Here is a 13,458-nt window from a genome sequence, read left to right as displayed (position 1 = left end):
GGCCTGCGTCGTCAACCGTGGGTGACAGCGCGGCGGCGGCTCGGCCCGCCGGGCTCAGCGGCCCGGCGCTTCGGTGAACACCGCTGCGGGAACGGCATTGACCAGGGTGGCCGGCGCGATGCTCGTTTCCTCGGGTTTGACGAATACGTACAGCACGAACGTGGCGACCCAGGTTGCCATCAGGATCGCCGTGGATCTACGTGGTCTCACTGATTCCCTCCCGGCGCAGCGCCGCGGCGACTCGCACGCGCAGCTCGCGTCCGACTTCGAACTGTTTACCCGGCAACGTCCGGGCAACCATTCGGATGTTCATCTGGTCGACGGTGAGGTCTTCCACACCCATGACGGTGGGCTCATCGAGCAGCAACGGCTTCAGACGAGCGTCTTCGTACGCCTTTGTACCCACCTCGTGCAGGATCTCGTTGACCCTGGTGATGTCAGCGCTCGCGGCCACCGGTACGTCGATCGCGGCGCGTGCCCAGTCCTTGGACAGGTTCGTGACCTTCACGATCTGGCCGTTGGGCACCGTGATCACTTCACCGTCCGCGTTGCGCAGCGTGGTGATCCGCAGCGTGACGTCCTCGACCGTACCTTCCGCCTGCTCCGCGGCTCCAGTCACCGCGATGCGGACCACATCGCCGAACCCGTACTGCCGCTCGGCGATCAGGAAGAACCCGGCGAGGATATCCTGCACGATGCGCTGCGCGCCGAAACCGAGCGCGGCGCCGAGCACCGCGGCGGGCGCGACCAACCCGGTGACGGCGAAGCCGAGCCGCCGCAGCACCTCCATGGTGATCAGCACGTAGACGATGGTCAGCACCACCCAGGTGATCACCTGCGCCAACGCGTGGCGGTGCTTGGCCGCCTCGGTGCGCACCAGTGCGTCACTGCTGCGGAATCCGGCGTCGATCTTGCGAGTGATCCGGTCCCTGACGTAGGTGGCGAACCGACTGAACAGGATGGCCCCGAGAATGAGCAGCACGATCTCCAGGCCGGAACCGCGTAGCCAGGTGGTGAAACCGGTGGACGCGATAGCCTGGATTCCCGCGACATTCATTTAGTTCGCCTGCTCTCGCATTCTCCAGCGGATACCCGACTCGATGAATCCGTCGATGTCCCCGTCGAGCACCGCCGAGGGATTGTTGACCTCGTAGTTCGTCCGCAGATCCTTGACCATCTGGTACGGGTGCAGCACGTAGGAGCGCATCTGATTGCCCCAGGACGCGCCCTCGTTGGTCTTCAGCGCGTCCATCTCGGCGCGCTCTTCCTGCCGCTTGCGCTCCAGGAGCTTGGCCTGCAGCACCCGCATGGCCGAGATCTTGTTCTGGAGCTGGGACTTCTCGTTCTGGCAGGTGACCACGATGCCGGTGGGCAGGTGGGTGATGCGGACCGCGGAGTCGGTCGTGTTGACGCTCTGGCCGCCCGGGCCGGAGGAGCGGTACACGTCGACGCGGATCTCCGTCTCCGGGATCTCGATATGGTCGGTGGTCTCGACCACGGGTAGCACCTCGACTTCGGCGAAGGAGGTCTGGCGGCGGCCCTGGTTGTCGAACGGGCTGATCCGCACCAGCCGGTGCGTGCCCATCTCGACCGACAGCGTGCCGTAGGCGTAGGGCGTCTTCACCGCGAAGGTGGCGCTCTTGATGCCCGCTTCTTCGGCGTAGGAGGTGTCGTAGACCTCGACCCCGTACTTGTGCCGGTCGGCCCAGCGGATGTACATGCGCATCAGCATCTCGGCCCAGTCGGCGGCGTCCACGCCACCGGCGCCGGAGCGGATGTTCACCAGCGCGTCGCGCTTGTCGTACTCGCCCGACAGCAGCGTGCGGACCTCCATCGCCTCCACGTCGCTGTGCAGCGCGGCGCGCTCGGCGTCGGCCTCGGCGAGTGCTGCGGTCATGGCCTCGCCCTCTTCGCCCTCCGCCAGCTCGTAGAGCACCGGCAGGTCGTCGAGCCGCTGGCGCAGCTCCTCCACCCGGCGCAATTCCCCTTGCGCGTGGGACAGCTCACTGGTGACCCGCTGTGCGTGGTCCTGGTCGTTCCACAGGTCGGGGTCGGCGGCCTGATGCTCGAGCTCGTCGATACGACGGCGCAGCTCGTCGATGTCGAGCACCGATTCGACCGTCTTCAGGGTGGCGTCGAGTTCGGCGAGATCAGCGGAAACGTCAGGATGCACGATTGTCAAGCCTAGCTGCCCCTCTGCGGCGGCAGCACACGAGTGCACGCCGGGTGGCCGGGGGCGGCCTCACCACGGGTGGGCGCCGTCGTTCGAGGGCCGAACGGGGTGATCGCCGGGACGTCACGCACTCGCTCCCTACCCGGCCCATGGCCGGTGCGCTGTGACGGTCGCCTCATGGGTTCCTACCCTAAACGGCGACCGCGCTTGGCGCAGTTGCTGTTTGGAATTCGCAGCGGAAGAGACCGGCTCTTCGCCAGGTCGGCGCCTTCCGCGCCCGTTCCGTTGTCCCGCCCGACCGACGGGTTCGGTGTGGCGCGCGCGGTGTGTCGAACTCCACTTCGTTCGCGCAGCCGAAGGAGTTCGTGCGACTCGTCGGCTCTGTGTTCGAGGTGCGGTTCGTCCGCGAGGTCCGTCGCCGAGGACGGTTCGCCCGGTCAGCCCGAGACCGCGTGCAGTCCGCCCGGGCGGCGTCCGTTGAGTGCGTCGAGGGCGGCGGCGGTGGCGTCGTCGGCAGGCAGGTAGACGATCACCCGCTGGTCGTCGTCGGCGGAGAGTTCGAGTAACTCGTAGGCCAGGCGCAGGGAACCGGCCTCGGGGTGGACGAGGCGGTTGATACCGGTGGCGGCGGCCAAGCTGGGCACCGTATCGACCCGGTCGGCGAACGCCGGGCCCACGGTGACGGTGAGCTCGTCGGCGAGGGCGGCGATGTGCGGGTCGGCGCGGAACGGGCCCTGCTTCAACGTGGCGACCGTCTCGTCGGCGACGTGCTCCCAGTCCGCGTAGAGGTTCCGGGCGCCGGGCAGGCAGAAGACGAAACGCGCCAGGTTCGCCGGGGTATGGGGTCCGTCGAAGAGACCGGTCGGCGCCATCAGCCGGTGGTAGCCGTCGGTGTAGGCGAGAACTTCGGTGAGGCGGTTGACCACCACGGCGGGCGCGGGTTCGAGCCGATCCAGGATCGCGCGCACCGTCGGCCGCACCTCGCGCAGCGGCTGCGCGTCGCCCATACAGGTGAACCCGCTGTCCACCGACTTGCTCAACCGGTGCAGATGGACGCGCTCGGCGGGGCTCAGCCGCAGCGCGTCGGCGAGCGCGGACAGCACCGGGGGCGAAGGATGCCGGTCGCGACCTTGCTCGAGGCGAGTGACGTACTCCACGCTCACCCCGGCCAGGGTGGCCAGTTCGGCGCGGCGCAACCCGGGGGTGCGCCGCCGTGGACCGGCGGGCAGGCCGACCTGGGCGGGCGTCACCGCTTCGCGGCGGGTGCGCAGGAAGAGCCCGAGTTCGTTGTCGCTCACCCGTCGAACCTAACAAGACGGAACGTCGCGAGGGTGTCCCTGTCACTACCACTCTTACGGCGGTCTCCCTGCCCTGCGTGCCGCACAGCAGTGTGGGTTCCGCGGCCCGCCCGGGTCGTTCTGTCATCCGAGGAGATGCGACATGTCCCACACCCCACTGAAGCTCGCGGTGATCATCGGCAGCGTCCGGGAGGGACGCTTCGGACCGGTCGTCGCGTCGTGGTTCACCGAACAGGCGCGGCGGCACGGTTCGTTCGAGGTGGACGTCATCGATCTGGCCGAGGCGCACCTTCCGCTCGACCTGCCCGCGGTGCCCCCGGCGCTCGATCCGAATCCGCCGCGCCCGGACGGCATGGCGGAACTCACCCGTCGGCTCGACGAGGCGGATGCGTTCGTCATCGTCACGCCGGATTACAACCGCAGCGTCCCCGCCTCGCTCAAGGCCGCCATCGACTGGCATTTCACCCAGTGGAACGCGAAGGCGATCGGCTTCGTCGGCTACAGCGGGGCCTCCGGCGGCCTGCTCGCCATCGAGCACCTGCGGCAGATCTTCAACGAACTCAACGCGCATACGGTGCGCAACTATGTGTCTTTCCCGCGCTACTACCTGCTCTTCGACGACCAGGGAACGCTGCTGGAGCCCGAAGAGCCCGCGGCTGCCGCGACGACGCTGCTCGACCAGCTGCACTGGTGGGCGAGCGCGTTGGCGGCGGCCCGGTCGTTGGAGACCGTGGCGTAGGCGCTGGGACGGAAAGGGGGAGTGACCGGGCGGGCCGATAGGGTGCGGGGCGTGGCTGTGTACTCCTCCGATCTCGAACTGGCCCTGCGGCTGGCCGATGCCGCCGACGCGATCACCCGGGCGCGCTTCGGTGCGCTGGACCTGAAGGTCGACGCGAAGCCGGATCTGACGCCGGTGTCGGACGCCGACTTGGCCGTGGAGCGGGCGATCCGGCAGGTGCTGTCCGAGGCACGGCCGGACGACGCGGTACTGGGCGAGGAATTCGGCGGCGCCGCCGAATTCAGCGGAAGGCAATGGGTGGTCGACCCGATCGACGGCACGAAGAACTTCGTGCGGGGAGTGCCCATCTGGGCGACGCTGATCGCGCTGCTGGAAGACGGCGAACCGGTCGTCGGCGTGGTGAGCGCGCCCGCCCTGGTCCGGCGCTGGTGGGCGGCGGCGGGGTCGGGCGCCTGGTCGAGCTTCGAAAAGGGAGCCGCCGAACAGATTTCGGTCTCCGCCGTCGGCGAACTCGGCTCGGCCAGCCTGGCGTTCTCCAGCCTGTCCGGCTGGCGCGACCGCGGGCTGCGGGAGCATTTCCTCGCCCTGACCGACGACGTGTGGCGCGTGCGTGGCTACGGCGATTTCTTCAGTTACTGCCTGCTCGCCGAAGGCGCGGTCGACATCGCCACCGAACCGGAGGTCTCCCTGTGGGATCTGGCCGCCCTGGACATCCTCGTCCGGGAAGCGGGCGGGCGTTTCTCCTCGCTGGACGGCAAACCCGGTCCGCACGGGGGCGACGCGATCGCCACCAACAGCCTGCTGCACGACGAGGTTCTCGACCGCCTGCGCGGTTGACCGCTCCGTTTTCGCGCCGCCGTGCGCGGACCCGAGGCGACATGGTCGCGGGCCCCGTCGGCTAAGGCACCTCTGGCGTATCCAGGAGCTTCTCCATCAGGACGACGTGAGTGGTGCCGTGGAACTGGGGCGGCAGTCTCGTCTCCCGGAGTTCGATGAAACCCTGTGTGGCGTAATACTTCCGGAGTACCTGGTTGTCCGAAGCGGTATCGAGGCGTTGGCGGGTGACGCCGTGAGCCAGTGTGTGCGCGGCGCAGAACCCGAGGATTCGCGGGCCGAGCCCGCGGCCCCGGTATTCCGGCGCGACCATCAGACCGTGGACGTAACCGGCCTCGGTGTCGTCGTCCGCGCCCCAGAACTCCGGGTCCCGCCAGATCAGGCGAACCGCGGCCACGAGCGCCGCGGACTCGTCGCGCCACACGAACCACTCATCCCTCGCGATCTCCTCCGCGACGACCGCCACCGCGTACTCGCCCGGCACCCATTGCCCGATGCCGTTGTCGACCATCCACTGCGCGAGCCGATCGCGCAGTCGTGCGATGTCCGTGGCGTCCATCGCGGTGGCCGCCACCATCGGCGCTGTTTCGACCACGGCTTTTCCTTCCTCCGATGGATACACCAGGGCGGTGACCTCGGGATTCCCGAAGTACAGCCAGAACTATCCGGCCCGCGTGGGATTCGCGGGAGTGAGGTCGATGCCCGCCGGTGGGCGCAAACGCCGCAGCGTGCCGTCCATGCTGGTGACGAACAATGCCCAGGAGTCACCGTCGCGGTCGATGCGGACCGAGGTGGCGCCGTCCGGCGGGTTGCGGAACGGGCCCGGCTTGATCAAGCCGGTGATGATCGCGCAGGTGGCGCCGGTGGTCGTATCCACGCGATAGACGGCGCCGAGAATATGGTCGGCGACGAAGAGCGCACCGGCTCGGGTGGCCTCCATGTCGTCGGGCAGTGCGACCAGGTCCGGGATGCCGGAGACGACCGTGGGGTGCGCCGGATCGTCCAGTCGGACGCGCAGGATCTGCATCGTCATCGTGTCGACGTAGACCGACTCGCCGTCGGCGGCCAGCGCGAGGCCGTTGGCGGGCGGCAGACTCGACCAGTCCCGCTCGTACTCGTTCGTCTCGGGCCAGTAGCGGGAGATCCCGTTCGTACCGTTCAGGCCGATGGTGGTGAACAGCAGGCTGCCGTCGGGCAGCAACAGCAGGCCGTTCGGCCCGTTCAGCCCGGTGAGCAGGACACTGACCGCGCCGGTCTCGACGTCGTAGCGCTGGAGCGTGCCCGGGGGTTCGCTGAGCCCGTCGCCGGTGAGGAAGTAGACGTAGCGCCCGGCGACGCGCACACCTGCGGGGCGGTGCACATCCGTGACCAGCTTCTTCATCCGCCCGGCGCGGTCGACATGCGCCAGATAACCGTCCATCAGGCCGGTGACGTAGAAACCTCCCTGCCCGTCGGAATCGAGATTCTCCAGGTTGCCGACTCCCTCGACGACGGTGCCGGCCTCCCAGCCGTCCGAGCACATCGCGGGGAATGTCTCCGCCCGCGCCGCAGGCAGTGCCGCGGTGACCGCGGCGGCCACGGCGACGGCGGTGAGCATCGCCGCGCGTGCCCTGGTCCCAATCCCTGTTGCCATGAGCCACAACTTAACAGCGTCGAAGGAGACGCCCGGGCCGGGAATTTCCGCCGGGGTGGGGAAACGACGAGGTCAGCGGCCATGACGGGAAACTTCGGCGTTGGTTGTGCACATGTGCACAACTCGGCCGCCCAGCAGGGCGAACGCCGAACCGTACCGGTACCGTGCCGTCGAGGCGCTCGTAGGATGGGCCGGGTGACTCCCCCCGATGATTTCGCGGCTGTAGCGGTCGAAGACGCGTCCGGATCGGACGCCGGATCCGTTGCGGCGCAACAGGTTCTACGTCGAGTCTTCGGTTACGACAGCTTCCGCGGCGACCAGGACGCGATCGTGCGGCACGTGATCGACGGCGGCGACGCGCTGGTGCTCATGCCGACCGGCGGCGGCAAGTCGCTCTGCTACCAGGTGCCCGCTTTGGTGCGCCCCGGCGTCGGTGTCGTGGTCTCGCCATTGATCGCCCTCATGCAAAACCAGGTGGACGCGCTCAGCGCCCTCGGCGTGCGCGCGGGGTTCCTCAACTCCACCCAGTACCCCGACGAGCGCCGGACCGTCGAGGCGCAATTCGTCGCGGGTGAACTCGATCTGCTGTATATGGCGCCGGAGCGGTTGCGCCTGGACTCGACCGCGCAGCTGTTCGACCGCGGCAAGATCGCGCTGTTCGCCATCGACGAAGCACACTGCGTTTCCCAGTGGGGTCACGACTTCCGTCCCGATTACCTGGGTCTTTCCGTGCTGCACGAGCGGTGGCCGGACATCCCGCGGATCGCGTTGACCGCGACCGCCACCGAGAAGACGCGCGACGAGATCATCCAGCGTCTCGACCTCGGCGGCGCCCGCCGCTTCGTGTCCAGCTTCGACAGGCCCAATATCCAGTACCGCATCGAGCCGAAGAACCGTCCCGAGCGCCAGCTGCTGGAATTCATCCGCACCGAGCATGCGGGCGACGCGGGCATCGTCTACTGCCTCTCGCGCAACTCGGTGGAGAAGACCGCGGCGTTTCTCACCGAGAACGGCGTCTCCGCGGTGCCGTACCACGCGGGCTTGGACAACCGGACCCGCGCGGCGAACCAGTCGCGCTTCCTGCGCGAAGACGGGCTGGTCGTGGTCGCGACCATCGCCTTCGGCATGGGCATCGATAAACCCGATGTGCGCTTCGTCGCCCATCTCGACCTGCCGAAGTCGGTCGAGGGGTATTACCAGGAGACCGGCCGCGCCGGCCGCGACGGATTGCCCTCCACGGCGTGGATGGTCTATGGGCTCAGCGACGTGGTGCAGCAGCGCAAGCTGATCGACTCCTCCGAGGGTGACGCCGCCCACCGCCGCCAGCTGCAGCTGCACTTGGACGCAATGCTCGCGCTGTGCGAGACCGTCGCCTGCCGCCGCACCCAGTTGCTCGCCTACTTCGGCGAGCCCGGGTTGCCCTGCGGCAACTGCGATACCTGTCTGGCCCCGCCGCAATCCTGGGACGGCACGGTGGCCGCGCAGAAGCTACTGTCCACGGTGCTGCGCCTGAAGCGGGAACGCGGCCAGAGCTTCGGCGCGGGCCACATCGTGGACATCCTGCTCGGCAAGAAGAACCCCAAGGTCGTGCAGCACGACCACCACGAACTGAAGGTCTTCGGCGTCGGCACCGATCTGCGCGACACGGAATGGCGCGGCGTGGTGCGGCAGTTGCTGGCCCACGGGCTGCTGGCCGTCCACGGCGACTACGGCGTGCTGACGCTCACGGAGGCCAGCAGCGAAGTGCTGTTCGACGGACGACAAGTACTGCTGCGCCGCGAACCCGAACGCGCGCCCAGGCCCGCGCGGGCCGCGAAGGCCGCCAAGGAGGCAGTGGCCGACCTGACACCCACCGATCTGCCGCTGTTCGAGAAGCTGCGCGAATGGCGCGCGGCCACCGCGAAGGAACAGGGCGTTCCCGCCTATGTCGTCTTCCACGACGCCACCCTGCGCGAGATAGCGGCCCGCAAGCCCGCGAGCCTGGCCCAGCTCGGCGGCGTCAGCGGTGTCGGCGAGAACAAACTCGCGAAATACGGAGAGCAGGTGCTCGAAGTGCTCGCCGCCGCGTGAGCCGTCGTAAGCGCGCGGTGCACCGATGGGCGAGGATGGTCGGTGGCCGAACCGCCGAAGACTGTGGAGGACAGCGTGAGCGAGACGATCGGGCGCCGGGAGTTCCTGGCCGGCGCGGCCACCCTCGCGGCCGGGGCGACGCTGGTCGGCCGGACACCGGCGCAGGCGGTACCCGTCGCCGAGGGCGTCACCAAATTCCCCTTTCCGGACGACCACCGGGTGCGGGTGCTGGTGACCGGCGACGCGGGCACCGGCACCCGCACCCAATGGGCGGTTGCCGACGCCATGCGCGCGTACCACGGCCGTGAACCCGTCTCGCTCGCACTGGGTCTCGGCGACAACATCTACGAGCACGGGCCCGACAGCGCGGCCGACGTCCAGTTCGCCGACAAGTTCGAGAACCCCAACGCCGGACTGGACTTCCCGTGGCTGATGGTGCTGGGCAACCACGACAACAGCTCGGTTCTCGGTGGCGACGGCGGGTGGCTGCTGCGCGGCAATGCCGAGGTGGAGTACCACGCCAACTCACGGCGCTGGTGGATGCCGAGCCGCTACTACTCGGTGCGGATTCCGGAGCGCAACCCCGTCGTCGAGTTCTTCGTCCTCGACGTCAATCCGTTGGCCGCCTACGTGCCACCGATCTTCTCGCCCTATTGGGCGGTCGACGGCCAGTTCATGAACGAGCAGCGCGACTGGCTCGACCGCGCCATCGCCGAGTCGCCCGCCCCGTGGAAGATCGCCTGCACGCACCAGCCGTATCTGAGCAACGGCCCGCACGGAGACGCGGGCCGCTACGAGGGCCTGTCCGTCGAGCCGATCAACGGCGTGCACGTGAAACGCTTCATCGAAGACCATGTGATCGGCCGGTGCCAGTTCATCCTGTCCGGGCACGATCACTCGCTGCAAGTGCTCGAACCCACGGCGGCGTCGAAGGGAACCAGGCAGATCGTGTCGGGCGCAGCCGCGAAGACGGTGGGCGCCGAACCGCGGCTCGGCGCGAGCGCGGGCCACAGTGCGCTGTACGAGAACCACCACGAGCTGGGCTTCATGGTGCTCGAACTCACGCAGGGCGGGGTCGAGCTGGGCGTGCACACGGTCGACCTGGCGACCGGCGCATCCGCCGAGGCGTTCCGGCGGCGCCTGGCCTGAGTTCCAACTGTGTTGCGCGGAGCGGGAATTGCGGCGCGTCGCCGTCGTGGCGGCTACCGTGCTGGCTATGGCACCGGGTGAGGGTTCCAGCGATGAGCGCGAAGATGTTTCCTCCGGCTCCGCGGGGGGTGAGGCTGCGGACGCGCCGCCGCACGTCCGGGGCAGGAGCGATCCGTCGGTCGAGAACGTGTGGCTGCGGCGCCGCCCGCCGCCGGAGCGTCCCGGCGCACCTCGGATGTCGACAGTGGCCCTGCTTGTAGTGTTCCTCGCTGTCCTCGCGCTCTACATCGTGCTGCATCAGGGTGGCTAGCGCGTCCGCGACCTGCGGGAATAAATTGGTTGCCGGGTCACTTAGAGTGGACCGTTATGAAGGAGAAGGGGCGCAAGGTCATCGCGACCAACCGCCGGGCGCGGCACAACTACACGATCCTGGACGTCTACGAGGCCGGGATCGCGCTGGTCGGCACCGAGGTGAAGAGCCTGCGGGAGGGCAAGGCCTCGCTGGTGGACGCCTTCGCGACGGTGGACAACGGCGAGGTGTGGCTGCGCGGGCTGCACATCCCCGAGTTCAGCCACGGCACCTGGACCAATCACTCGCCGCGCCGGGTGCGCAAGCTGCTGCTGCACAAGCGCGAGATCGAGCGGTTGGTCGGCAAGTCGCGGGAGGGCAACCAGACGCTGGTGCCGCTGTCGATGTATTTCTCCGACGGCAAGGTGAAGGTCGAACTGGCGCTGGCCAGGGGTAAGCAGGACTACGACAAGCGTCAGGACCTGGCCCGGCGCACCGCCGAGCGAGAGGTCACCCGCGAGCTAGGACGGCGGATCAAAGGCATCAGGTGACCGCCGTCCTGCTCGCGTTGGCAGCCGCGGTGGGCTACGGCGTGAGCGATTTCTACGGCGGTGTGGAATGGGCTGCTGCTCACTCCGGCGACCACTGCTGATCGCGATGACCCATTCCTGCGGGCGGCCGCGCTGGCCCGTATCAGCGCGAGCAAGCAGGCCATAGTCGTGCTCGGCAGGACCATCAACGAGACCCAGCACTCGCATCGCGTGACGATCCCGCCGCGTGCGCGGTGTATTCCGCATTGCACATGAAGGCGGGGCACGATCGCGGCGGTCGTCAACAACCGGGACGCGGAGAACTCGCACCTGGCCGAGGGCTGCGGACTTCGCGGGGAGCAAAGACCGCATCGTTCATGAGACCGTCGTCGGGCCGACCAATGTGAAGCTGCACCAGCTTTCCGCCGCGATCGATCTGGGGGACCTCGGTCAGGCCGGCCGCATCGTGGACAGTATCCAACTGCCGAAGGGCTACGCCAAAGAGCGGACCGCCTACTACTGGGTGGACAAGGCGCGAATGTACCTCGGCTTGGGAGAGGTGGACGCGGCGATCGAGTCGCTGTATGAAGCGCGGGAGGTTGCGCCGGAGCACTTACGGTCGGCGACGATCCGGTCCACAATCGACGCGGTCTCGGCGCAGGAGCGTCGCGCCAGCCGGGGTGTGCGGTCGCTGGCGGCTTCGGCGGGCATGATACTGATGCTTCCGATCGAGCCGGGCGTGTACGTCGAGGCCGCTGACAACGACCCGTGGGAGCTGGCTGAGGACGGCCTGTGGCGCGGTAGGCAGGATGCTGCTATTCGGCGGTATCGACCTCCAACCGGGCGGGCCGCCGTTGTCGGCTGAGCAGATGGCCCAGAACGGCGTGTACCCCACCGAGCGGGTGACAGTGCCAGACCACCCGCCGAAGTAGACCACGCACAACAAAGCCGCCCCGAACTCCGGGGCGGCTTTCGTCATGTCTGGGGTGCTGTCCGTCGTCTCTCCAGCCGGGTGAACGTGCCGTGGGCGAGTGGGTGGCCGTTGGGGCAGCGCACCGGGCGGGTCTCCGCGGCGCGCCCGTCGGGTTGGCGGATGAGCGTCCCCGGCTCGGCGGGGCGACCGTCGGGGCCGATGTAGTGCTGCCGCATCCGCTCATCGTGGCACGCTCCACCGACAGAAAGCCGCCCCAACCGTCGTGGCCGGGGCGGCTTCTTGCGTTCAAGGTCTAGCCTGTGCAGTTGACGACCGCATACTTCCCGGTGGAGGTCTTCTCGTCCTTCACCTTCCCGTCGACCACAACACGGCAGGTGACGCTGGTGCCGTTGGTTTGCGCGCCCACACCGGTGATCGCGTAGGTGGAAGTGTTGGTGACCGTCATCGTCCACGGAGCATCCGCGCCGGGCAGCTGCTGAAGCTCGGAGTTCTCATCCCAGTAGGTGACCGACCGCAGATCCGAATCCGAGATGATCTCGTACACGACGGTCTTGCCCTTCCCTCCCGGCTTCGGCGTCAACGGCGGGATCGGCGCGTCCGGCGGCGCTTCAGCAGCGGACTGGATGGAGGTCGCTGCCGCGTCGATGGCCTTGGCGGCTTCGTTGCCCGCGGCGCCGATGATCGCCACACACCCGCCGAACACGAGCACTACGACGGCGAGCAGGATCCACGGCCACACCTTCCGCTTCCGCGGCGGCTGCGGATAGGGCGGCGGGTACGGCTGCTGCCCGTATGGCTGCTGCGGGTACTGCGGACCGGTCATGGATTCCCCTCGGGGTTCGGCAGGGATCCCCCCTGCGATTGGATAGCCCTGTGTACAGGCTGTCGGCTGCACATCGCGCACGGCCAAGGCGTGTTACTGGGGTCACAGCGTGTTGGAGTAGGACACGCCGCCACCGCGCTCGGCCAGCCACTTCGCCAGCGGCTCCATGAAGTCGGCCAGCAACTCCATCTCGTGGGGCATGTTCTTCGCGCACTCGTCCGGCACATCGAACCGGATCACCACGGGACCTCGTGTCGGGGACCGCGGACCCCGCGTCGCTGGCGTGGGGAGCGGCGGTGGGCGTCGCGAGCGGTGTCGCGGTGTGGTGGTTCTACGCCGCGCTGGCCGATGGTCCGATGGCGGTGGTGTCGCCGCTGACGGCGGTGCTCGTCGCGGGCATTCCAGTGCTCGTCGGGCTGTTGACCGGCGAGCGCCCCGGTCCGCTCGCCTTCGCGGGGGTCGTGTTCGCACTGGTCGCGGTGCTCCTGGTGAGCCGGGAGTCGCCCGACGACGTGACCGAGGAGATCACCCGGCGCCCGCGAACTGCGGTTCACTCGCAAGGTCGCCGCCTTGACCATCGGATCCGGCGTCGCGTACGGCTTCGCTTTCGTCTTCCTGCACAAGACTTCGCCGGACTCGGGACTGTGGCCGCTGCTGATGCAGCGTGTCGCGGCCACCGCGGTCGTGTGGCTCACCGCACTGGCCGCCAGGGAGTTCGGTCGGCTACGCGGCGAACCGCTACGCCTGGCCTGCTATATCAGCGTGCTCGACGTGATCAGCAACGCGGCGCTGCTGTACGCCTTCCACGGATCGCTGCTGTCGCTGGTGAGCGTGATCGGCTCGCTGTATCCAGCGGTGACCGTGCTGCTGGCGATGGCGCTGCTCGGCGAGCGGGTCCACCGGCAGCAGCAGGTCGGCCTGGCCCTCGCGCTGGCAGCGGTCGCACTCATCGCCGCAGCCTGACGGCACACCTGCTCGGCCGCCTG

Annotated in this window: 18 protein-coding genes; 9 read left to right on the top strand and 9 right to left on the bottom strand. The window is 68.4% G+C overall.

From position 1 onward, the window contains the following. Positions 1-54: 54 nt before the first annotated feature. The 4 genes from ON19_RS43920 to ON19_RS22470 form a co-directional block, all read right to left on the bottom strand. Positions 55-180, bottom strand: coding sequence for a hypothetical protein (locus ON19_RS43920; RefSeq protein WP_255218405.1), 126 nt, complete (start codon positions 178-180; stop codon positions 55-57). Between the two features lie 16 nt (positions 181-196). Next, the gene (locus tag ON19_RS22480; protein ID WP_043696228.1) at positions 197-1,057 is read right to left on the bottom strand and encodes a mechanosensitive ion channel family protein; all 861 of its coding nucleotides are present in this window, start codon (positions 1,055-1,057) and stop codon (positions 197-199) included. Continuing rightward, on the bottom strand, positions 1,058-2,173 hold the full coding sequence (gene prfB, locus ON19_RS22475; protein WP_043696447.1) for a peptide chain release factor 2: 1,116 nt from the start codon (positions 2,171-2,173) through the stop codon (positions 1,058-1,060). A 437-nt stretch (positions 2,174-2,610) separates the two neighbouring features. Beyond that, positions 2,611-3,471: a helix-turn-helix transcriptional regulator gene (locus tag ON19_RS22470; RefSeq protein WP_043696223.1), complete on the bottom strand. Its 861-nt coding sequence runs from the start codon at positions 3,469-3,471 to the stop codon at positions 2,611-2,613. A 142-nt stretch (positions 3,472-3,613) separates the two neighbouring features. Between ON19_RS22470 and ON19_RS22465 the strand changes: the two genes are divergently transcribed. Continuing rightward, positions 3,614-4,210, top strand: a complete 597-nt coding sequence (locus tag ON19_RS22465) for an NADPH-dependent FMN reductase (protein ID WP_043696220.1) — start codon at positions 3,614-3,616, stop codon at positions 4,208-4,210. 51 nt (positions 4,211-4,261) lie between these two features. Next, positions 4,262-5,047, top strand: a complete 786-nt coding sequence (hisN, locus tag ON19_RS22460) for a histidinol-phosphatase (RefSeq protein ID WP_043696217.1) — start codon at positions 4,262-4,264, stop codon at positions 5,045-5,047. Between the two features lie 61 nt (positions 5,048-5,108). Here the strand turns inward: hisN and ON19_RS22455 are convergent, their stop codons facing one another. Both ON19_RS22455 and ON19_RS22450 read right to left on the bottom strand, forming a co-directional pair. Continuing rightward, complete coding sequence (locus ON19_RS22455; protein ID WP_227954646.1) at positions 5,109-5,639, bottom strand: GNAT family N-acetyltransferase; 531 nt, start codon at positions 5,637-5,639, stop codon at positions 5,109-5,111. Positions 5,640-5,705: 66 nt separating this feature from the next. Next, positions 5,706-6,677 (bottom strand): NHL repeat-containing protein, encoded by a 972-nt coding sequence (locus ON19_RS22450; protein ID WP_043696212.1) that lies wholly within the window; start codon positions 6,675-6,677, stop codon positions 5,706-5,708. A gap of 195 nt (positions 6,678-6,872) precedes the next feature. Between ON19_RS22450 and recQ the strand changes: the two genes are divergently transcribed. The 6 genes from recQ (at position 6,873) to ON19_RS22430 (ending at position 11,580) form a co-directional block, all read left to right on the top strand. Then, the gene (recQ, locus tag ON19_RS22445; protein ID WP_043696444.1) at positions 6,873-8,747 is read left to right on the top strand and encodes a DNA helicase RecQ; all 1,875 of its coding nucleotides are present in this window, start codon (positions 6,873-6,875) and stop codon (positions 8,745-8,747) included. Positions 8,748-8,789: 42 nt separating this feature from the next. Next, a complete protein-coding gene (locus ON19_RS22440; protein ID WP_227954647.1) occupies positions 8,790-9,896 on the top strand; it encodes a metallophosphoesterase in 1,107 nt (368 codons plus the stop codon). Positions 9,897-9,963: 67 nt separating this feature from the next. Beyond that, positions 9,964-10,206, top strand: coding sequence for a WLR motif membrane protein (locus ON19_RS42130; protein ID WP_157229796.1), 243 nt, complete (start codon positions 9,964-9,966; stop codon positions 10,204-10,206). A gap of 56 nt (positions 10,207-10,262) precedes the next feature. After that, the gene (gene smpB / locus ON19_RS22435) at positions 10,263-10,736 is read left to right on the top strand and encodes an SsrA-binding protein SmpB (protein WP_043696209.1); all 474 of its coding nucleotides are present in this window, start codon (positions 10,263-10,265) and stop codon (positions 10,734-10,736) included. A gap of 60 nt (positions 10,737-10,796) precedes the next feature. Further along, on the top strand, positions 10,797-10,991 hold the full coding sequence (locus ON19_RS42125; protein ID WP_157229795.1) for a hypothetical protein: 195 nt from the start codon (positions 10,797-10,799) through the stop codon (positions 10,989-10,991). A 127-nt stretch (positions 10,992-11,118) separates the two neighbouring features. Continuing rightward, positions 11,119-11,580: a hypothetical protein gene (locus ON19_RS22430; RefSeq protein WP_043696207.1), complete on the top strand. Its 462-nt coding sequence runs from the start codon at positions 11,119-11,121 to the stop codon at positions 11,578-11,580. Positions 11,581-11,690: 110 nt separating this feature from the next. Here ON19_RS22430 and ON19_RS42120 read toward each other — a convergent pair whose 3' ends face one another. From ON19_RS42120 to ON19_RS42115, 3 genes are all read right to left on the bottom strand, one after another. Continuing rightward, positions 11,691-11,864, bottom strand: a complete 174-nt coding sequence (locus ON19_RS42120; protein ID WP_157229794.1) for a hypothetical protein — start codon at positions 11,862-11,864, stop codon at positions 11,691-11,693. 77 nt (positions 11,865-11,941) lie between these two features. Continuing rightward, complete coding sequence (locus ON19_RS39095; protein WP_051169180.1) at positions 11,942-12,472, bottom strand: MmpS family transport accessory protein; 531 nt, start codon at positions 12,470-12,472, stop codon at positions 11,942-11,944. Positions 12,473-12,574: 102 nt separating this feature from the next. Then, the gene (locus ON19_RS42115) at positions 12,575-12,712 is read right to left on the bottom strand and encodes a hypothetical protein (protein ID WP_157229793.1); all 138 of its coding nucleotides are present in this window, start codon (positions 12,710-12,712) and stop codon (positions 12,575-12,577) included. A gap of 330 nt (positions 12,713-13,042) precedes the next feature. On the opposite strand from ON19_RS42115, the gene ON19_RS45175 reads away from it, so the two are divergent. Continuing rightward, positions 13,043-13,435: an EamA family transporter gene (locus tag ON19_RS45175; protein WP_498043920.1), complete on the top strand. Its 393-nt coding sequence runs from the start codon at positions 13,043-13,045 to the stop codon at positions 13,433-13,435. Positions 13,436-13,458 lie beyond the last annotated feature (23 nt).

Origin of the sequence: Nocardia abscessus NBRC 100374, from assembly GCF_000308455.1 — a bacterium.
Lineage (GTDB): Bacteria > Actinomycetota > Actinomycetes > Mycobacteriales > Mycobacteriaceae > Nocardia > Nocardia abscessus.
Note: the sequence above shows the minus strand (reverse complement) of the source record. Positions and strands in the feature narration are given on the sequence as shown.